At 38.6% G+C, this 20,234-nt stretch carries 21 protein-coding genes; 7 read left to right on the top strand and 14 right to left on the bottom strand.

Annotation, left to right across the window (positions count from 1 at the left end; genetic code table 11):
• The first annotated feature begins 114 nt into the window (after positions 1-114).
• Positions 115-969 carry a TIR domain-containing protein gene (locus tag GLP24_RS00970; protein WP_232615396.1) on the top strand — a complete coding sequence of 285 codons (855 nt, stop codon included), beginning with the start codon at positions 115-117 and terminating at the stop codon, positions 967-969.
• Positions 970-1,281: 312 nt separating this feature from the next.
• Here GLP24_RS00970 and GLP24_RS00965 read toward each other — a convergent pair whose 3' ends face one another.
• Positions 1,282-2,310: a DUF2955 domain-containing protein gene (locus GLP24_RS00965; RefSeq protein WP_232615395.1), complete on the bottom strand. Its 1,029-nt coding sequence runs from the start codon at positions 2,308-2,310 to the stop codon at positions 1,282-1,284.
• A gap of 52 nt (positions 2,311-2,362) precedes the next feature.
• Positions 2,363-3,430, bottom strand: coding sequence for an HlyD family secretion protein (locus GLP24_RS00960; protein ID WP_232599728.1), 1,068 nt, complete (start codon positions 3,428-3,430; stop codon positions 2,363-2,365).
• 115 nt (positions 3,431-3,545) lie between these two features.
• On the opposite strand from GLP24_RS00960, the gene GLP24_RS00955 reads away from it, so the two are divergent.
• Positions 3,546-4,415, top strand: a complete 870-nt coding sequence (locus GLP24_RS00955) for a LysR family transcriptional regulator (protein WP_101769454.1) — start codon at positions 3,546-3,548, stop codon at positions 4,413-4,415.
• 24 nt (positions 4,416-4,439) lie between these two features.
• Here the strand turns inward: GLP24_RS00955 and GLP24_RS00950 are convergent, their stop codons facing one another.
• From GLP24_RS00950 to GLP24_RS00935, 4 genes are all read right to left on the bottom strand, one after another.
• Positions 4,440-4,715, bottom strand: coding sequence for a hypothetical protein (locus tag GLP24_RS00950; RefSeq protein ID WP_101769453.1), 276 nt, complete (start codon positions 4,713-4,715; stop codon positions 4,440-4,442).
• Between the two features lie 166 nt (positions 4,716-4,881).
• A complete protein-coding gene (locus tag GLP24_RS00945) occupies positions 4,882-5,607 on the bottom strand; it encodes a DUF4336 domain-containing protein (RefSeq protein WP_232579477.1) in 726 nt (241 codons plus the stop codon).
• 169 nt (positions 5,608-5,776) lie between these two features.
• The gene (locus GLP24_RS00940; RefSeq protein WP_232579478.1) at positions 5,777-7,126 is read right to left on the bottom strand and encodes a cation:proton antiporter; all 1,350 of its coding nucleotides are present in this window, start codon (positions 7,124-7,126) and stop codon (positions 5,777-5,779) included.
• Between the two features lie 328 nt (positions 7,127-7,454).
• On the bottom strand, positions 7,455-8,177 hold the full coding sequence (locus GLP24_RS00935) for a glycerophosphodiester phosphodiesterase family protein (protein ID WP_232615394.1): 723 nt from the start codon (positions 8,175-8,177) through the stop codon (positions 7,455-7,457).
• A 305-nt stretch (positions 8,178-8,482) separates the two neighbouring features.
• Between GLP24_RS00935 and GLP24_RS00930 the strand changes: the two genes are divergently transcribed.
• From GLP24_RS00930 to GLP24_RS00920, 3 genes are all read left to right on the top strand, one after another.
• Positions 8,483-9,061: a nucleoside triphosphate pyrophosphohydrolase family protein gene (locus tag GLP24_RS00930; RefSeq protein WP_101769450.1), complete on the top strand. Its 579-nt coding sequence runs from the start codon at positions 8,483-8,485 to the stop codon at positions 9,059-9,061.
• Positions 9,062-9,184: 123 nt separating this feature from the next.
• Entirely contained in the window at positions 9,185-10,537 is a 1,353-nt protein-coding gene (locus GLP24_RS00925; protein WP_232583690.1) for an MATE family efflux transporter, read from the top strand.
• Between the two features lie 102 nt (positions 10,538-10,639).
• Complete coding sequence (locus GLP24_RS00920; protein WP_232615393.1) at positions 10,640-11,458, top strand: alpha/beta fold hydrolase; 819 nt, start codon at positions 10,640-10,642, stop codon at positions 11,456-11,458.
• A 53-nt stretch (positions 11,459-11,511) separates the two neighbouring features.
• Here the strand turns inward: GLP24_RS00920 and GLP24_RS00915 are convergent, their stop codons facing one another.
• The 3 genes from GLP24_RS00915 to GLP24_RS00905 form a co-directional block, all read right to left on the bottom strand.
• Positions 11,512-12,312: an alpha/beta fold hydrolase gene (locus GLP24_RS00915; protein WP_045038684.1), complete on the bottom strand. Its 801-nt coding sequence runs from the start codon at positions 12,310-12,312 to the stop codon at positions 11,512-11,514.
• 114 nt (positions 12,313-12,426) lie between these two features.
• On the bottom strand, positions 12,427-13,521 hold the full coding sequence (locus GLP24_RS00910; protein ID WP_232615392.1) for a nucleotidyltransferase family protein: 1,095 nt from the start codon (positions 13,519-13,521) through the stop codon (positions 12,427-12,429).
• Between the two features lie 87 nt (positions 13,522-13,608).
• Positions 13,609-14,460 carry a CPBP family intramembrane glutamic endopeptidase gene (locus tag GLP24_RS00905; RefSeq protein WP_232615391.1) on the bottom strand — a complete coding sequence of 284 codons (852 nt, stop codon included), beginning with the start codon at positions 14,458-14,460 and terminating at the stop codon, positions 13,609-13,611.
• A 175-nt stretch (positions 14,461-14,635) separates the two neighbouring features.
• Between GLP24_RS00905 and GLP24_RS00900 the strand changes: the two genes are divergently transcribed.
• The gene (locus GLP24_RS00900) at positions 14,636-16,126 is read left to right on the top strand and encodes a cobyric acid synthase (RefSeq protein ID WP_101769446.1); all 1,491 of its coding nucleotides are present in this window, start codon (positions 14,636-14,638) and stop codon (positions 16,124-16,126) included.
• 101 nt (positions 16,127-16,227) lie between these two features.
• Here GLP24_RS00900 and GLP24_RS00895 read toward each other — a convergent pair whose 3' ends face one another.
• From GLP24_RS00895 to GLP24_RS00885, 3 genes are all read right to left on the bottom strand, one after another.
• A complete protein-coding gene (locus GLP24_RS00895; protein WP_232599724.1) occupies positions 16,228-16,764 on the bottom strand; it encodes a protein disulfide oxidoreductase in 537 nt (178 codons plus the stop codon).
• Between the two features lie 2 nt (positions 16,765-16,766).
• Positions 16,767-16,970, bottom strand: coding sequence for a hypothetical protein (locus GLP24_RS00890; protein WP_045038678.1), 204 nt, complete (start codon positions 16,968-16,970; stop codon positions 16,767-16,769).
• A gap of 120 nt (positions 16,971-17,090) precedes the next feature.
• Complete coding sequence (locus GLP24_RS00885; RefSeq protein WP_232599723.1) at positions 17,091-17,465, bottom strand: hypothetical protein; 375 nt, start codon at positions 17,463-17,465, stop codon at positions 17,091-17,093.
• Positions 17,466-17,690: 225 nt separating this feature from the next.
• Between GLP24_RS00885 and GLP24_RS00880 the strand changes: the two genes are divergently transcribed.
• On the top strand, positions 17,691-18,377 hold the full coding sequence (locus GLP24_RS00880) for a pseudouridine synthase (RefSeq protein ID WP_232615390.1): 687 nt from the start codon (positions 17,691-17,693) through the stop codon (positions 18,375-18,377).
• Positions 18,378-18,440: 63 nt separating this feature from the next.
• Here the strand turns inward: GLP24_RS00880 and GLP24_RS00875 are convergent, their stop codons facing one another.
• Positions 18,441-19,106, bottom strand: coding sequence for a DUF305 domain-containing protein (locus tag GLP24_RS00875; protein ID WP_232615389.1), 666 nt, complete (start codon positions 19,104-19,106; stop codon positions 18,441-18,443).
• Between the two features lie 86 nt (positions 19,107-19,192).
• Positions 19,193-20,230, bottom strand: coding sequence for a ribosome small subunit-dependent GTPase A (gene rsgA / locus GLP24_RS00870; protein WP_101769440.1), 1,038 nt, complete (start codon positions 20,228-20,230; stop codon positions 19,193-19,195).
• Positions 20,231-20,234: the final 4 nt, after the last annotated feature.

Genomic DNA, 20,234 nt, shown 5'->3' with positions numbered 1-20,234 from the left:
TGAGTATATTTTTGCGCGAAAGTAAAAATTCTTATTCATATAATGTTATGTTTATTACCTTAAAATCAATCGCTTGTGATAAAGTGGGATGATGTATTTTTACGAGAATATGTTATGACTGATTATTACCACGTTGTATTGGAAAAGAAGCAAAAAGGTCCTAAAGGCAAGGCAATCTATGTATTTTGGTTCGATTGCACTGATTTTGACGAAATTGATGAGGATGTTCTAACTCCTTATGTGAAAAAAACAGAGCTATATATAGACGGAAGTTATATTCAATATAATGAGATTCAGTCCTTATCGATAAAGAAGTCAGTTGTTCCTATAGATACGCTCGTTCAACAAGCCTATAACCGCTTAAGTGCGGGTATTATCATGGTTATTTCTAAAACTACTATTATTCACGGTGATAATGGCTTTGAAAATTTGACTAGATCACTAGTCAAAAATAAGAAAAAAGAGCTTGAAGTAGAACATACAGAGTTAGTAGCGTCTAAAGCCTTAGAGACAAGCCAAATTCCTAACAATAAAGTATTCATAGTTCACGGTCGTGATAATGAAGCTAAATTGGAAATGGCTCGATTTTTGGAAAAAGCGGGACTTGAGGCTATTGTGCTTCATGAGCAAGCTAGTCGTAGTATGACGATCATCGAAAAAATTGAGCAATATGGTGATGTTGGGTTCGTTGTTGTGCTTTATACGCCTTGCGATATTGGTGGATTAAACGACGAAGGTATGGAATTTGTGCCAAGAGCGCGTCAAAACGTAGTGTTTGAACATGGATATTTCATTGGCTTGTTAGATAGATCGCGAGTGTCAGCATTTGTAAAAGGCAACATCGAAAAGCCAAATGACATTAGTGGCGTTGTATACACTGACTTAGACCAAGCTGGTGCATGGAAAATGTCATTGCTTAAAGAGCTTAAAGAAGTTGGTTATAGCGTTAATGCCGAGGCGCTTTTGTAAAAACATAACAGATAAGGATATGTGTCGCGCAGCCGACACCTATCCGAAGTGTTGGACAAGCCCAAGCCACTAAATATAAGCAAATATTGATAGTAAGTTGGATAGCGATGCTGAAGTATTCCCATTACTTTTCCTAATAACTACCATCAAAAATGGGGCTAATACTCTAAATGATTTCTGTCCAACATTGAGCTAGCTCGAATGGCTAGCTCAAATTTATCCACTGCAGATATAAAAAGAGCCAATATCAAGTTATGGTTGTTTCAACAAATCTTGTTGATACAACCAACTTTATGGTTGTATCAACAAATCTTAGCCGTGACTAAAATGTTCATTGGGTGATTTGATCACTCGTACTAAGAAATGGTGAATGACCCAAATTGCCATTGAGGTTAAAATAACGGCAACCAAAATGGAACTAAACCGATAAAAAATAGCAAATACCGCATCTTTTTGATCGGGAATCAGTGATGTCGTTAAGGGAACCGTTAATGCCGACATTGCCGAAAACGCAATACTCGATTTGATGGTGCCAAGGGCGAGCCAAGAGCAAAAGAATCCCGCAGCAATCGCATAAGCCATAATAAATAACACTCCATTATCAGCCCATGAATAGAGCCCTATTTGGATACATAACCCCGCTAAACACCCTAGAAATGTTCCTATAATACGTATTTTTGATGCAGCGAGTGATCCAATTAATGTCATCGGTGAAAGTACGATCAATATAGATGCTTGCGCCGATAATGAATCATTCAGATCGCCAAATTGAAATACCAAAAACGCCAACATAGCGATGATCCAACCCAGTGCGGTTTGTCTTATCATGCCGATATGATCGTAACGTTGAACATTATTGGTGGTGTCACTTACGGCATCTATTGTTGCTTCAGTTGTGGGTTCTGGAAAAAAGTAATAAGCCAGCGCACAGATAGGCACTGTTATAATCGCACTACACCATAACGTTATTGAAAAGTCTTCTAAATCAAAACTGCTGTAGCTGGCAAAGTTAAGCGCTATCGAACCAACGAGTAGGCCAATAAAGCCAAATAAATAACTACTCTTATGGCTCATCGCGATACATTTTTCAAGAAAGAATATGCCAACAATAATCGTTAAAAGTAGGGGGGATGATTGGAAAAAACCGTTAATAAAGCTTACTTCAAGTGTAACCCAAATAACACCCACCACTAATTGTACGTAACTATCCCAGTGCCAATGATCGGAATTCATCATGATATTAATGGGCAATAAGGCAATAAAAAAACCATATGACCACCCAAAGATCATACTGATAGCTAAGCCTACGACGCAGCCAAACCAAAGTCGCATTGTTTTCATAAGTTATGACTCCGAAAATTAATTACTTATCGCATTACTTATTGATATTGGTTTAGTAAATAAAGTGCAGCACACTGGCTAAATGGATTTCTATTTTAGCTAACAACTGCCATACCGGATTGTTTTTCGGGTAGACAACAACGGTGGCACGTGAGCCAACAAATAACTGTGGAGGTAAAGGTTGCTGACTGATGAAATTGACACGTACTCGCTGTGCATCACGTACCCAACGGTTGCTGGTTTCAATACTTGTTAGATGTCCATTCGCTACTTGTTGTGCTGCGGCGACACCAAAGTCACGATTATTAATAGTTAATGGGAATACTTGACCCGGTAATGCATCGTAGGCGACATAAGCCATAGAATGAGAATGAAATTTAGCGATAGATTTTTCTCTAAAGTCTGCTGCTACCCACATTGAATCGGTTGGAATAAAGGTTAACATTGGCTGATTAGCATTTGCCATTGTGCCTACATCAACTTGAAGGTTAGTGATCACGCCATTACTTGGTGCTATTACTTGTGTATGGGCTAAATTCAGTTTGGCTTGGGCTAAGGTGTTTTCAGCTGCAAGTACAACGGTACTTTGACCGTGTTTAGGCCCTAACTGGGTTTGTACTACCACCGCTTGTTGTTTCGCTGCCGCTAAATTAGCTTGGGTTATTTGGTTTTTAGCATAAGCACTATCACGCATTGATGCAGAAACGAGTTTCTTTTTGGCTAATTTGTTCATTCGATTATAGTCATTATGAGCATTATTATAATTAGCTTGGCTGGTGGCAATATTAGCTTGAGCAACACTGGCTTGGGCATACAGCGCTTGTTCTTGTTGATGGGCTTGCTCTAAAGCCACTTGTGCTTGATCGACCGCTAAAAGGTATTTTTGATCATCAATCCGAAATAGTCGTTCACCTTTAGTTACCATTTGATTATTTTTAATATTAACTTGTGTGATCGTACCTGAAATCTCTGGGGCAATTTGTACTACATAACCTTGCACACGACTTTCACTGGTTAATGGTACATACCTATCAGCAATAACAATGTAGGCCATAAGTAGAATAAAAATAACAATTAGACATCGCATCCAATGTTGAAAAGTAGTATGAGAATTAGGCATGAGATATTCCAGTGATCACAATCAAGCTGATCAGTATAAGAAGAATTAACTTGATTGAATACTGCGACAAATGTCACACTTATGCGCTAAATATAGGACAATGTAAGGAGGACTAATGAAAGCATCAATGGATGATTTGTATTTATTTATGCTAACAGTACGACATGGCGGGATCAGTGCCGCTGCAACAGCACATGGATTACAGCGATCTAAAATTAGCCGTCGTTTACAAGAATTAGAAAAAGCGCTTCATTGCCAGTTATTAATTCGTACCACGCGCCATATAGAATTAACCGAAAATGGACGCTTATTGTATCAACATATTAATCAGCCATTAACGGAAGTGAATCACGCGGTTAATTTACTTGAAAGTCAGCAAAATAGTTTACAAGGCGTTTTACGCTTAGCTGCGACAGCATCGTTTATTTCATCACCGATGTTTGCTGAAGTATTAGATGCTTACGCGAACCAGTTTCCATTGGTGCGAATAGAGTTACTCTATCTACAGAAAAGCGTTGATTTAGAAAGAGAAAATATTGATCTACAGTTGCTACCGAATATGGCTGAAATTATTAATGTAGATTATGTTCAACAAGCTTTTTTAACCTCAAGTAATGGTTTATTTGCATCATCAGAATATTTAAAACAGCATAGTGAGCCAAAAACAATCGCAGAATTACAACAACATTGGTTATTAGCCAGTCGTTATAATTCAACCTTGTTACAAGAGGGGACGCGGTTACGGTTAATGTCTGAAGATATTAATATGATTCAGCAGATGGCAGTGTTTGGACAAGGTATTGCATTATTACCGAATATTCTAATGCAAGAATCTTTATTACAAGGAAAGTTGGTACAAGTGTTAACGGATGTTAATTTCTCAGATATTATGATGACCGTTGTGTATCCATCACGGCGTTTTTTACCTGAAAAAACGCGCGCAATGGTAACGTTGTTACGTGAGAAATTTGCAGATCAATCATAAATAGGGTGATTTCGATGTTAAATACTATGAATGATTATTTATTTCACGTGTAAATTTAATTTTATCAACGGCTGCGACCCAAGAAGGGCGGTTGATATAATGACCAATGATCAATGCGGGAATGACAAAGAGGATATGTGACAACGCAAGGTGTATATTTGATGCGGCTAATACGGTATTACCGCTAGCATAATTTAATAATGCAATCGTACCAAAAATAACACCGAGAATACTTAATATAAAAAATCCGACGACACTAAGTCCAAGAATGTCTCGAGAATAAAGTTTAAAAAGGTTCATTAATTAACTCCTAACCTCGACGGTTTGTTATTGTTAAAAGAGTAAATAAGGGTGATTTGTCCCCGTGGTTTTATTACTATGCGCCTTCAAAATAAGAGCAATATTGATCTTGCACATAAATTAATGCTTATACATTTAAATAGCTAATAAATGTGTTTTTGTCTGTTTATTGAACGGTTGTGATATTTAATTTATGGGGTATTACCCACTGAAATGCAGCAGAAAAATATGCTTTTGCATTGTTATCTATCACTCTGCCATGAGACAAAATAATACGCTCAAAAGGCCATGTTAGGATCTCTTGAATGGATTGGCGTAGTTGGGTGTGATTGTTAAAGGTGATCCGCCAATACCATGGCATCGCAGGTTTAAAATAACAGCCATTAATAACAGAAAGAGTGAAAGTAAGAGGATGATGACTGTCTATCATCCATGCTAAAGCATCACCGACAATCAGTGTTTTTGAGAGTGGATCACAAAAAGCAATTTCTTCCATCCTGTCACTACCACGGATCACTGTTTGCAGTAGTTGCCCTTGCCAATGAAGTGGCGTTTTATTACCAAGCGCATCATCAAAGGTAAGATCGCTACGCTTATGGATGAGCCCAGGTGGCGCATAAAAGTAAGCCTGAGGATAGGCTAACCACCAATCGGAGAGATAAATATGATGACTTTTATTAGGAATAACGACATAAGCAATCTCACCTAGTTGGCTAATTTGCTGCTGTAAGGTGGGTGTTATTTCAATGGGGGAATGGATGAAGAGTTTGTTGTTATCTAATCGAATAATCGTCATTCGGTGACCCATAGGCGCACCTGCTACGCGGTATGGCATATCACAATACCAAATTCGATCTTTACTCCATTCAATAAGAGTGTAATTTTTGCTCATAAGCATCATAACGATTAATCAATAGGTAATGATCATCATATGATTAATTTAGCGACGGTCAATATTTTTGTTACATATTTATTTATTATAAATAACAGCATAAAAAAATAGCCACCGTAATAAACAGTGGCTATTAGATTGTGTAATTTAGACCAGCGTCGGTGTGATGCTAATTCTTGGTTGTTTCTGTTGTGGTATTAGAAGCAGCTATTTCTGATGTAGCATTGGTTGCCGCTTGATCCATTTTTGCTTGTTCTTCTTTGGCTTTATGAATCATTGGTGTGATTGTTGAACCTTGAATGATAATTGAGAAAATAACCACGGAATAAGTCATTAATACAATAATCTCTTTCACATCAATGTCAGGACTAAAACCAATTGGGATCCCACTTGGAATTGCCATCGCCATCGCGAGAGCTAGGCCACCACGTAATCCACCCCACGTTAATATTTTAATCGATAATGGGTTATAAGTGCGGTAGCGATTAAATATTTGATAAGCAGATTTAACGCTGAGGTAACGGCTTAATAGGACTAATGGTATAGCTATCACAACCGCTACGATATCAATCGCATGGAAAGTGAAAGTAACCATCATCAAACCGATCAATAAGAATAAAACCGCATTTAAAATTTCATCTGCAAGTTCCCATAAATGTGATATTTGATGAGAGGCTTCCTTTGAAATTGTATTACGAGTCCAGTTACCAATAATAATACCCGCAACCACCATCGCAAGTGGCGCTGAGACTTCAATATGTTCACTAACCACATAACCAAATGTTGGAATTAAGATCGTTAAAATTAAGCGGAACATATTGTCATGTGAGCTTTTAATCAAGAAGTGGAACACCACCCCAATAACGGCACCAAATGCAATGCCGCCTAAAGCCTCACGGACAAATAATAGCGCGGTGCTAGAGATTGTTGGAGCGGTTTTACTAAATGCAATTTCAAACAAAGTAACAAAAATAACTAAGCCAACACCATCATTAAACAGTGATTCGCCTTCTATTTGGGTTGAAATACGTTGTGGCGCATTGAGTTTTTTGACGATGGCTAATACTGCGATAGGATCGGTGGGTGAAATTAAAGCACCAAACAAGCAGCAGTAAATAAAATCAATATCAATGGTTAAAAGTTTAAACAATGCCCATAACACAATCCCAATAAAGAAGGTTGAAAAGAGGGTACCGATCAGTGCTAAAAATGTAATTTCAAATTTTTGATCTTTAAGGTGAGGCAATTTAATGTTTAATGCACCAGCAAAAAGAAGGAAGCCTAGAACACCTTTCAGTAAGAAGTCATCAAAGTTGACCGCCTGTACCATCTGAATAACTTCATGTTCATCATTGCGAGGAATATAGCCTAACTTACTTAATATTAAGAGAATTAATGAAATTACTATTGACCAGGCCGTGATAGCAATGGTCGGTTGAAATTTACCTATACGGTGGTTAATCATTGAGATAAAGACTGCAATGGCTGCCATTATACAGACGGTGTCATAAGCTGACATGAATACTGTGCTCCACTAGGTATCAAATAAGTTGTCGTGTGACTGTTGTTGGCATAATTATCTGATGTTATGTGTAATAAAAGAGAGTTATAAATAAACTAAGTGTAAATTATATTCTCTATAAATATATTTTTATATTTCGATGATATCAAACATAAATTGTTTATATTGTTTTGAAATGTAAAGTTCCGTTTTTGGCGATTATAAATGCAGCGATTAATGCGAGAAAAGAAGATTAGAATTTACGGAGAGAAAGCTAAAATAAGCGTTTACGAGTCAATATAAGCCAAGCTATCGACTCGTAAATACAGCAGTTAAATAATGAGTATTATTTGTTTGCAGCTGAAATTAATAAACCAGGATTGTCACTAATAATAGTACTAACACCCCAACGGGTAAATTTATCCACTTGTTGAGGATCATTCATGGTCCATATTTGAAGCACTTTTCCTGAATCGGTAATTTCTTTAGCCAATTTTTCATTCAGTAAATGATGATCTAAATGAATACTGTAGAGATCAAGTTTTTCATCTAAGCGCTCAATGTCTGGTACCCAATCTTCAATGATCAGCCCTCGACGAACTTCAGGCCACAGTTTTAAGCAGTGTTTAACCGCATTATAAGAAAAACTAGAAAGGATCAGTTTATTAGTATCAAAACCATAATCTTTAATCGTTTCAATAGTCTTACGAACTTGAAGTTCTACCTCTTCTTCATAATGGACTTTGATTTCAAGATTGAGACTTAACCCATAATCATCACAAGCTTGCAGTAACTCGACTAGCGTTGGAATAGTAGCATCTGCAAATTCAGCACCAAACCAGCTTCCTGCATCTAATTGTTTTAATTCAGCGAGTGGTTTATGACGAACACTTCCTGAACCATTGGTACAACGACGAACACTTTTATCATGAATAATAACGGGAATTAAATCATCGCAAAGTTGAGTATCCGTTTCTATCCATGTAGCGCCAGCATCAGCAGCCGCTTTCATAGATATTAATGTGTTTTCTGGGGCGACTGCGCGCGCGCCACGGTGACCTGCAATCATCACTTCTCCAACCTACATATTATTCTCTCAACATAGAGAGTTAGGGGTGAAATTTTATTGGCTTTACTTTAATTCGCAAGTGTTTAAATACGGATAATGATATCTCAATTGTTGTGTTTTAGCGTATGCCAACAATGGTTAGTCTATTTTGTCGTCAAGCCGACTATTTTTAAGTAATTGGTTTTGTATCTGGTGGCGGATTGGATTAATATCTTCGCCCGTTGCGTCATTTTATTGAGAATAACACTGCGCTTGTGAATGATAAAATAACGTTTGCCCCTTAAATCTGAAACAAGGATATTCGAATGAAACTTTCTACGCTAGACCAACCCCTTTTCGATCACCTTTACAGCGATATTCGAGAGTTTCGTTCCACCTTCGACTTAGATATTGAAAATCCAGCCAGTCTAGATGCTCAAGCTGATGCGTTACATACCTCTTTAGCCGTTGAAGAGATGACAGAGCTTGCAGAAGCGGATTCATTGGTTGAACAAGCCGATGCGATTGTTGATTCTGTTTATGTTCTTATGGGACGTTTGGTGCATTTAGGCGATAAAAAAATCACTGATAATATTGGTATTAGTTATTTGATTGATATTTTATTGCAGATGTCTGAGCGCTTAGGGTTTACGTTCATTGATTGCTGGAATGAAGTCCACTCAAGTAATATGAGTAAAGTCTGCTGCAACCAGCAACAATATGACGAGACTGATGCTTTTTACGCCAAGCAAGGTGTTGCATTAATGGCGAGTACTAAAGGCGATTATATCATTGCTAAATGTGCACAAGATGTTGAAGTTAATGGCAAGCTGATCCGTACCGGTAAAGTCTTAAAGTCTGTTTATTATCGTCCTGCCGATCTTGTTAAATTAGTTATTCGTTAATTTACGTTATAATGTTATTTCTTTGAATCCTCGCTATATGGCGGGGATTTTTTATTGGTATGAAGTACAAGGCTGAGGCAGATGCTCGGTGCTTTTTGCTAACGTTTTATTTAAGCTATTATTATGAACGCAAAAACAATCACGGCCTCACATTCTCACAGCTTAGCGCATCAATTATTCACCATGACATGGCCAATGTTATTCGGTGTATTGTCACTGATGAGTTTTCAATTAGTCGATAGTGCATTTATCGGTCAGCTTGGAATTTTACCTCTTGCCGCGCAAGGTTTTACATTACCGATGCAAATGCTTGTTATTGGATTACAAGTCGGATTAGGGATTGCAACTACCGCCTTAATTTCACGGGTATTAGGTAATAATGATCATCATCGAGCGCGTCAATTAGGCGGGGTAGTGGTGATTCTTGGTGATATTGGCATCATGGCGCTGTGTGCGGCAATCTGGTTTGGTCGTCATCAGTTGTTATGGTTACTTGGTGCGCCTGATAATGTCTTTGGTGTTATTGATAGCTATTGGCCCGTATGGCTAACAAGTGCATGGTGTGGCTCGATGGTGTACTTTGCCTACAGTATTTGCCGTGCCAACGGTAATACCTTGTTACCCGGCATTATGATGGTGATCACCAGTGTGATTAATATTGGTTTAGATCCACTGTTTATGTTTACCTTTAATATGGGTATCAATGGTGCGGCATGGGCGACGATTGTATCGTTCAGCCTTGGTATGCTAGTTGTGTTTCCATTATTGATTAAACGTCAATGGTTGAGTTTTGATTGGCGAGGGCTTGCGGTTTATAAAGCGATTCAAGAATTAGTTCACATTATGGCACCAGCAATGCTAAGCCAACTATTACCCCCCGTTTCTGCTATTTTAGCCACAAAGCTGGTGGCTGGTTTTGGTGCGGCAACCGTTGCTGCTTGGGCATTAGGTTCGCGATTAGAGTTCTTTTCATTAGTGATTGTGCTTGCATTAACCATGTCGATGCCACCGATGGTGGGGCGCATGCTTGGTCGTAAAGACATTGCCAGCATTGAAAAATTGATCATGATTGCGGTGCGTTTTATCTTGGTTTGGCAAGTTGTTATTGCCGTCATACTCTTTTTAAGTGCTCAACCGTTAGCCCAGTTATTAACAACCAATACCTCAGTACAACAAATTTTAATGATCCACTTAACGCGAGTGCCTATTAGCCTTGGTGCATTAGGTATTTGCATGCTGATGGTTTCCGTCTGTAATGCGATGGGATTACCGATGCGTGCGTTGTTGATTTCTGCATTACGATTATTTGTGTGTTATCTGCCTGTGTTATGGATTGGTGCGCATTTCGCGGGTTTGTCGGGGCTGTTCACTGGCGCAATGTTAGGTAATATTGCCGCTGGTTTATGTGCTTGGGTGTTTTATCGTCAAGGGTTAACCAACATTCGAAATAAATACCGAGTTACATCAATGGCGTAACGGTTATGATAATGTGCGATACCCAGATGTGTTATTTGGGCGTAATAATAAAATAACGAAGTAACATTCACTACACGTGTTAACCAAGAAAGGATACCGGCAATGCAAACATTCGCTATTGATGGTCAGCAGATGACTTACCGTGATCAAGGAACAGGTCCTGTGCTTGTCTTTGGTCATAGCTACTTATGGGATAGTGCAATGTGGGCACCGCAGATCGCGGAGTTAAGCCAACATTATCGTTGTATTGTGCCAGATTTTTGGGCGCATGGTGGATCTGACAGTGCGCCGTCAACAACACGGACATTACGTGATTATGCTGATAATGTGTTGGCATTATTGGATCATTTAGAGATTGAAAAATTTGCTGTGATTGGTTTGTCTGTGGGAGGCATGTGGGGTGCAGAATTAGCCCTTAAAGCGCCTGCGCGAGTGATGGCATTAGTGCTAATGGATACCTTCTTAGGCTATGAGCCAGAAGTAATGCACGCGAGATATTTTTCGATGTTAGATACTTTACGCGATCAGCAACATGTTCCTGCGCCATTGATTGATATGATAGCACCATTATTTTTCCGTTGGGATGGTCATCTTCATAACCCACAATTAGTCAGTGCATTCCGTCATTCTCTTGCACAGTTACAAGGTGATCGCGCAGTGGCAGTGTCTGAGATGGGACGCATGGTGTTTGGGCGTCGTGATACGTTTGATGATATCGAGCAGCTTACCGTTCCGACATTAATTATGTCAGGTTTGGAAGATAATCCACGTCCACCACTTGAAGCACAATTAATGCATGATGCGATTGATGGCAGTGAATATGTGCTTATTCCTGATGCAGGGCACATTAGTAACCTTGAACAACCGCAATTTGTGACTGAACAATTACAGCGTTTTTTAAGTAAAGTATTACCTGCGTAACATTCAGATTCTAAGCCCAGTGAGTGTGCAATGCCTCACTGTGGCTTATTTTATTAGTGCGCTAGTGGTGGTTGGCTGTGCAGTTGAATAAATTCAATTGAATGATGGTTGAATGCTTCTGGTTGTTCGACATTACATACATGACCACAATTTGATAATTGAGTTAACACACTATTTTGATGACGTTTAATCATCTCTTTGACGGATTTAATAAACATATAATCATGCTCACCCATTAAATATAGGGTTGGGATGACAAGTTCTTTTTCCTTAAAGTATTTCATAATCGGGTTAACATCTGTCGCTAATTTGAACCACCGCTTAAATTCTTGCTGGCAGAGTTTTTTAGCTTCTCGAATAAATAAATGGCGAGATTGACGTTGGTTTTTTTGTGGCATAACGACATAAGCAAATATACGGTATAACCACATATATGGCAGGATATGTTTGCTCAGATTGCCCAAACTAATTAACACTTGAGATCGTGTATTTAAACGTGTTATCGCACCACCTAATGTCATTGTTTGAACCCGTTCTGGCGCCAGTTCAGCCAGATGACGAATAATAATGGTGCCTAATGACATGCCGACAAAATGGGCTGATTCAATCTTAAGGTGATTAAGCACATCGATAATATCTTTGGTCACCATTTTAAATGTATATTGGTTATCCATTACATCTTGAAACATGGTGTTAGATTTACCATGACCACGCAAATCTAATAAAAGTAAATTAAAATGCTGTTTGTAGGCTCTTATTTGCTTAAACCAGATAGCAGAACTTCCCCCCGCACCATGGACAAATACGACCCACTCTTTACTTTGTTTATGAGGGTATGTTTTGTAAAACAGCATGTTATCCAAATTCTTCTTCCTTCCTTGAGAATGGCTTAGCATAGTAACATGAGAATTCTTACGCGCGCCTGTCTTATTAGGTATCAAATAATGATAATTGGAAGTTAGTCGTATTTAGTTGATCACTTCTTCATCGTCATGCGGAATACTATTAACAATTAATCGTTTAATAATATGCGGCACAATAGAGTAGATCGGCATTTGTTTTAGACGGCCACGAAATCGCAGTGATTTAACCGCATCACGATAACCCATGTTGCGGTGCAAAGGAAATTGGTAAATAAACGCATCAATAAACCGTTGTTGATAGAGCCAATAGGATAATCGATGTGATTTTTGTTGTTTAAAATAGATTAATACATTTTCAGGAACAGCTAAATTAAATAAACGCTGACATAAACTAACGGCGAGATAAAGGCTATTATCATTGCCGACTTGTTGGTGAAGTTGAATTAAATTATGCCAAAAAGTCGCGTCTTTACTAAAATAAACAAACTGCAAATATAAGCTGTAAATATCCCGTAAGCCATAATGGTAATTAATTTGATGAAATAACATAATCGCTTGATGAAGCACCATCGCATCTGGCGATAGTAATGTTGCAGGCTCGCACAATGGCGGCGATAAATGGTGGTGTAACAAAGGCGTTGGATCGAGTTTATTGATCAATGTTTTGGGTAATAATTGAAAGTGAATCGCCAGCTCAGTACGGCGTTGTTTGTGGATCAATGGCGTGGTTTGCTGTGCCCAGCGACGATAAAACGTTTCTTCATAATCAGCGATATTTTTATAACGCCAGCCGTTATCTAATAGCGTTTTTTCAACGTTAGCAACATGTTGTTGTGGAACGTAAATATCAATATTATTTTTGATTCTGCCAGCGAACATATCGTTATTAAGGAACTGTAGCGCGCTACCGCGTAAGTAACGCCATGAGCTAATAACCCCTTGTAATTGTTCAGTGAGATGTTGATGTTCAAGTAATAATTGTTGTTGTTGTTTTTGATAGCTGTGAAACCCAGACAATAATTGTTGCTGGGTGTGCAGAGGAAGATCATGTTCGATGTGCGCTCGATCACAACACGCCTTTAATTGCCCTAATAACGATAGGTGACGAGCTTCAGTAATAATTTGATAACTAATTTTTTCATCAATATTCAGTAATATATTAGGATTGTTGAGGACATTTATGAGCAATATTTTTGACATTCATCCTGTTCCTTATCCCTGTTTTATGTTGATGAAGATTGTGTAGCGGTGTTCAAAGTAAGGTAAAATCCTTTTTATTTTGCATTATTACAGGGGCAGTGGGTAAGTAAAAAAGATTAAATGGAGTAAGTTAAATGCAAAATGAACCACGATCGTGACCGTTATCTTCTTAGTCCAATAATAGCTTAAACCATAAAGTATGCCAGCCAATGTCGCAATAATGATAAATAATGGCCCACCAGCAAAGTGTGCAAGTCCAAATAAAACACTCGCAATAATAATCGCTATCGGTGGTGCTAATTTCTTACATAGCAGTCCTTGAATATAACCACGGAAAAGCACTTCTTCGGCAACACACGTAAATATCAAATTATTAATCGCAAAGATCCACCACCATGACGGCAAGGTGAATTCAGGCTGTACCAGTTGTAATGCCCATGCTAATAACGGTAATGTGATTAATCCGCCACCAATAATACTTTTTTGCATTCGTGAGAGCGAAAGATGATGCCAGTTATATTCGTTATTGCTTACTATATTGGGCACGAGTAGTAGCAGTGCAAAAATAAGCATGGGTTTATCGATATTAAAGTAAAGCGTAAACGATCGACTAAGTGGGCCACTATTGACGTGATCAAGTACCAACAAATTATTGATACCAGGGTACAAGTGCAGAATTAACCCAATGATCCACAAAACAACAACCATATGACCTGCATAGATCAGTGGCTTAGATTGTTGTCGAGCGGTAAAACGGGCAATCAAGATACCACTGATCATAATGGCAGCGCCAATAACCGTTAAGATGTTCAACGTCACTGCGGTGATCAAGGTCAGTAGTAGCGGTATGCGCCAAGAAGTTGTTTTTGTTAACGCACAACCGATGCTGATCGCCAATAATAGCCATACCAACATGGTCGGTAAAATAAGATAATTCATAAAAAAGGAGTGATAAAAAATGATAATCGTTATCATATACACCAGATTGATGATTATTCAAACGTATTTTTTATGAGTTATTATCCACATGATCAGTTGCTAAGATGATTGGCGACTTATAGATAGCCATCATCTGTGGTTACTCTCCCTTATTATATCAACATGGAATTAGGAAATGACGGATACATTACAATCGACAACACGTGCATTAATGGTACAAGGTACGACGTCAGATGCAGGTAAAAGTGTGCTGGTGGCAGGATTATGTCGCGTGTTGGCACGCCGAGGTATTCGTGTTGCACCGTTTAAATCACAAAATATGGCATTAAACAGCGCTGTGACCAAAGATGGCGGTGAGATTGGGCGAGCACAAGCCGTTCAAGCTCAAGCCTGTGGTATTGAGCCTAGTGTACATATGAATCCTGTCTTGCTTAAACCCAATACCGATGTTGGTGCACAGGTGATCGTACAAGGCCACGCTTTAGCTGATATGGATGCCGTGGGTTTTCATAACTACAAGAAAGTGGTAATGACGCCGATTATGGAATCATTCGGACTGTTGCAACAACAGTATCAAACCATTGTTATTGAAGGTGCGGGTAGTCCTGCTGAAATCAACTTACGTGAAAATGACGTGGCAAACATGGGCTTTGCTGAAAAAGCCGATGTGCCCGTGATCATCATTGCCGATATCGATCGCGGTGGGGTGTTCGCTCATATTTATGGCACGTTAGCGTTATTGTCTGAATCAGAACAAGCACGCGTCAAAGGTTTTGTTATCAACCGTTTCCGTGGTGACATCAAATTACTGGAATCGGGCTTAGAGTGGTTAGAGCAGAAAACAGGTAAACCCGTACTTGGTGTCTTACCGTATCTGCATGGCTTAATGTTAGAAGCCGAAGATGCGATTAATTGTCAGCAAGTTGAAGCCGCTGATCATCAATTAAAAGTGGTAGTGCCTGTTTTAACCCGCGTGAGTAACCATACTGATTTTGATCCCCTGCGCATGCATCCTCAAGTTAACTTGCAGTTTGTCGGCAAAGGTCAGCCTTTTCCTGCCGCCGATTTGATCATTATTCCAGGCACTAAAAGTGTTCGCAGTGATTTAGCATTCTTACGTGAACAAGGTTGGGATAAACAGATCCAACGTCATTTGCGTTTAGGCGGCAAAGTGATGGGTATTTGTGGTGGTTATCAGATGTTAGGTGAAACCATTGCTGATCCACATGCCATTGAAGGTGAAGCGGGGGTTAGCCAAGGTTTAGGGTATTTATCTATTGCTACCACCATTGAGAAAAACAAATGCCTGCAACAAACAGAGGGCACACTAACCATGCCTAATCAAATGCCTGTTACCGTTAAAGGTTATGAAATTCATGCGGGTGTTACTCAAGGTGTGAGTGCCAATGCACCATTACAGTTAACCGATGGTCCTGATGGCCAATTAGGTTGTGATGATCAAGTGTTTGGCACCTATTTGCATGGTATTTTCGAACAACAAGGTGCATGTGATGCTATTTTACGTTGGGCTGGTTTAGAAGCGACCCAAACTCCTGATTTTGATGAAATTCGAGAACAAGGCATTGATCGTATTGCTGATACTATCGAAGAATACATGGATCTTGCGGTTATATGGCCTCAATGGGCCGATAAATTTAAGCGTTAATCAGGCTGTTTTTTAACGGTTAATTTTACAACAATAGTTATTGCATAAGTTACTACCAACATCCATCGTTGGTAGTAACAATGAACTGATTTATAGCGTGGTTAAGCAAAAATCAGCCGTAACCACAAGCCTATCGGGGTTGTTGCACCGGTTGTTATTGATGAAATCTGACCATTTTTAATGATTATGATTGAAGGTGTCGCAGTAACGCCCCATTCTCGCCCAATTTTGCCTGTTGGATCATTGATGACCGGAAAATTGTATTCTTTATACTTCATAAATTGGGCAACCCGTTGATTATCACCTGATGTAATCGCAACTGATACTACTTGATGATTATCCGCAAGCCAATCAACACTAGGGCTAACCAATTTACACACTGAGCACCATGTCGCCCAAAAATAGAGTAATACGGGTTTTTCATCACTCATCTTTTGTATATCAACCCATTGCTGATCCAGTGTATTTGCCGCTAATGTAGGGATCACGTCTGATGGCATATCTTTACTGCGCCAAGCATCTATAGCGATAAAAAAGAGTGATAAAATAAGCACCAGTTTTATGATTTCTTTTGCTTTTAGCCATAGCTTAGTTGCTATATTGTTCGCTTTTTTAGATTGGTTTTTTTTAGTTGTCATTATTATTTTCCCCTTCCAAATTCTAGTGTTTGCATCGCCGTATCGTGGTTGAGTAATTCTGTTAGCATTAAACAGAGTTGTGCTGGTGGATGGGTTAACATGCCTGTTTTTAGCGATGGCGTAGCGACAGGGATCGTCGCTAGAAATAGCACTGATACTAACGATACCGTAAATAAAACAGTACTAATAATTTGATTTTTAAACACAATGTTGCTCCGTGAATAATTATATAAAAAGATATAAGTATTAGGAGGGGCTGTTATCACACTATGATACCTTGGTTTTTTAAGGCGTAATAATGTTCGATCTTCAGACCCTGATTGTGTTTATTCTTGAAAGGTACAAAAAGCTAAATGTCGCCGTACACCATAGGAGGTTGTTGGCTCAGGAGGGAAGTACTTAACACCCGATTGCTTTAATATCGCTGCAATAATAACAAGGGCGAGGATAAACATCGGAATCGCAAAATCAATGTTAATCGTGTTGGCATTAACAAGATGCTCACTATTACTGCATTGCGTGTCTATCTCTGAGTGTTTTTGTGGTTGAAGCTGTTCAGTTGCGTCAATTGTCGGCGTTAAAGAACATAATGTAGAGAAGCCTAAATTTTGAGAAATACACACCAATAGCACAATACTCACTAAAATCAGTGACCATGAAGCGAGTGTTTGACGCTTATATTGTAAGAGTGAGAATTTCAAAAATTAACTCTATGGTGAAATATTTAACAGAATAATATCATATTTAGCCCATGATAATTAATCAATATTTAAATTGTTATTAAAAGTAAATAACATCAAGCACACCTGAACATTAATTTTTAAAATATAGCTGTTCTATTTTTGTTGTTATATGTAAAGATGTTCATCAATTAAAAAGTGTATTTTTTAAATAATTTTTTTACGTTCTGTGGATATCGTTATGTTATGAAATCTTCTACCACTCGGCTCGATCGTTTTATTAGTCAAAATAGTATTTATTCCATGTCAGACACTCGTCTTTTGGTTGCTCAAAAAAAGATCATCGTGGATGGAGAAGTCGCACATTCAACGCATCAAAAAGTGACTCAATTTATGCATGTTGAATTAGATGGTCACAGCCTTCAAGATAATAAACCGATTTATATTATGTTGAATAAACCGCAAGGTATTGTCAGTGCGACCAAAGATTCTAAGCATACAACTGTATTAGATTTAATTGATCATCCTCAAAAAGATGAGCTACATATTGTTGGGCGGTTAGATTTTAATACGACAGGATTAGTGTTGTTAACTAACGATGGCGCATGGTCACGTCAAATAAGTTTACCTGAAACCAAACTCGCAAAAGTATATGAAGTGACTTTATCAAAGCCTGTTACTGAAGAATATATTACCGTGTTCAAAGAGGGGATTTATTTTGGGTATGAAGATATCACCACTAAGCCCGCGCATTTAGAAATTATCTCAGAGTATCAAGCACGGCTTTCATTGGTTGAAGGGAAGTACCACCAAGTGAAACGTATGTTTGGCTTTTTTCAAAATGAAGTATTAGCACTGCATCGTGTGTCGGTAGGGCATTTATCGGTAGCTGGGCTTGAACGTGGTCAATATCGAGAGTTTTCGATTGATTAAAAACAAATAAAATAAATCCGACTTATTTAAGTCGGATTTATGTATAAATAAGTGTGATCTTATTTACTTCGCAGGCACTGCCGCTGGTGTATTATCTTTTAGCCATGTTTTCATAAAGCTAATTTGTTGTTGTTGTGATTTGATAATATTTTGTGCGAAAGTCTTTGTTGATTGATCTTTTAGATAAGGCATGATGACTTCTGCCATTTCTACTGCTGCTTCATGGTGAGGGATCATACCTGCAACGAAATCAACATTTGGATGACCAGTTAATTTAACTTCCATCATGTTGTGCATGATTTTCATTGATTTGGTCATCATTTCTTGTGAGTTAGCAATATCACGTTGTGCTAGTGGTATTTCTTTGTGTGCTGCTAACCAATGCTTCATATAAATCACTTCTTCTTTTTGTGATTTAATAATATTAAGCGCTAATTTATGCACCGCAGGGTTAGTCAGTGTCGGTAGAATTGATTCACTCATCACAATCGCACCTTCATGGTGAGGAAGCATACCCGCCACAAAATCTAAATCAGGATCACCCGTTAATTTTAACGTATGCATACCTGCCATTGCCGCCATAGAGTCTGTCATCATCGTTTGTGATGCTTGTAGACTAATGATAGTTTTAGTTGGCATTACATTACTGTGATCGGCTACATTTTCACTTGCAAATGCAGTGGTAGAAAGTAGTGCTGACAAAATAATAGCTAAAGATAATTTTTTCATGATGAGCTCGATGTGTGTTTGTTATTAGGATGACAGCATAAAGCTTCCACTACAGGGAAGGTCAAGCTGATAATGCTGTTTTTTCTTTATTTGAATTTTTTTATCGACCTCGCTTGATCTTGAATGGCGGTGACCATTTTAGTAAAGGTGCGATCTTTTGCTCTTTTTTGTGCCAATGTCGCACTATTGTGTGCGTCTTCGCGTAATAGCTTTTGAAAGTTATCCAGTCTTCTAGCTGATAATGCACCACTTTCAACGGCACTGATTACTGCACATTCCGGTTCATTTTGATGTTGACAATTTTTAAATCGACACTCAGTGGCAAGAGATTCAATATCAGCAAATGTGAGTTTTATCCCTTCTTTTACATCACTAAGTTGTAGTTCTCGCATTCCTGGGGTATCCATCAACAGTCCGCCTTCAGGTAGCCATTTTATAGTACGGTAGGTTGTTGTGTGACGTCCTTTGCTGTCTTGTTCTCGAATCGCATTGGTTTCCATTTCATTATGGTTAAGTAGATTATTGACCAGTGTCGATTTACCCACGCCAGATGAACCTAAAAAGGCGACGGTCTTACCACGCTGACAATAACTTTTTAATGCGGAGAGGTTATTGTGGGCAAGCCCATTAACGCAATGAACACTTAATAGTGAGTCTAACTGTTGAACTTGTTGGCGAATATCTTCTACGTCATCACATAAATCAGCTTTGGTTAAGATCACAACAGGCTCGGCATGGGTTTCTTTTACCAGCGCTAAATAACGTTCGATTCGATTTAAATTAAAATCGTCGTTAAGTGAGCTAATGATAAATACCACATCGAGGTTTGCTGCAATAAGTTGGCGGTCTCGGCCACTGCCTGCGGCTTTTCGCTGAAAAAGGGATTGCCTTTCAAGAACGCGAACCAATCTGTTTTGATTAAAAACCACCCAGTCGCCAACACATATTGCCTCAAAATTTGGTGGTAGCTTATACCTTAGTGCATCATCGCCAGCTAAGATAATCACGTCGGATTTATGTTGTTCAATGATTCGTCCAAGGAAACAGTTTGCGACTTCTTCTAACGATAATTGTTGTTGGAAAAAGGGACGTAAACCTAAATCAACTAATGATGGTGTGCTCATAAGC

Origin of the sequence: Photobacterium carnosum (assembly GCF_021236965.1) — a bacterium.
In the GTDB taxonomy this organism is placed as follows: domain Bacteria; phylum Pseudomonadota; class Gammaproteobacteria; order Enterobacterales; family Vibrionaceae; genus Photobacterium; species Photobacterium carnosum.
The sequence above is the reverse complement of the archived record's forward strand: the minus strand, read 5'-3'. Positions and strand labels throughout refer to the sequence as shown.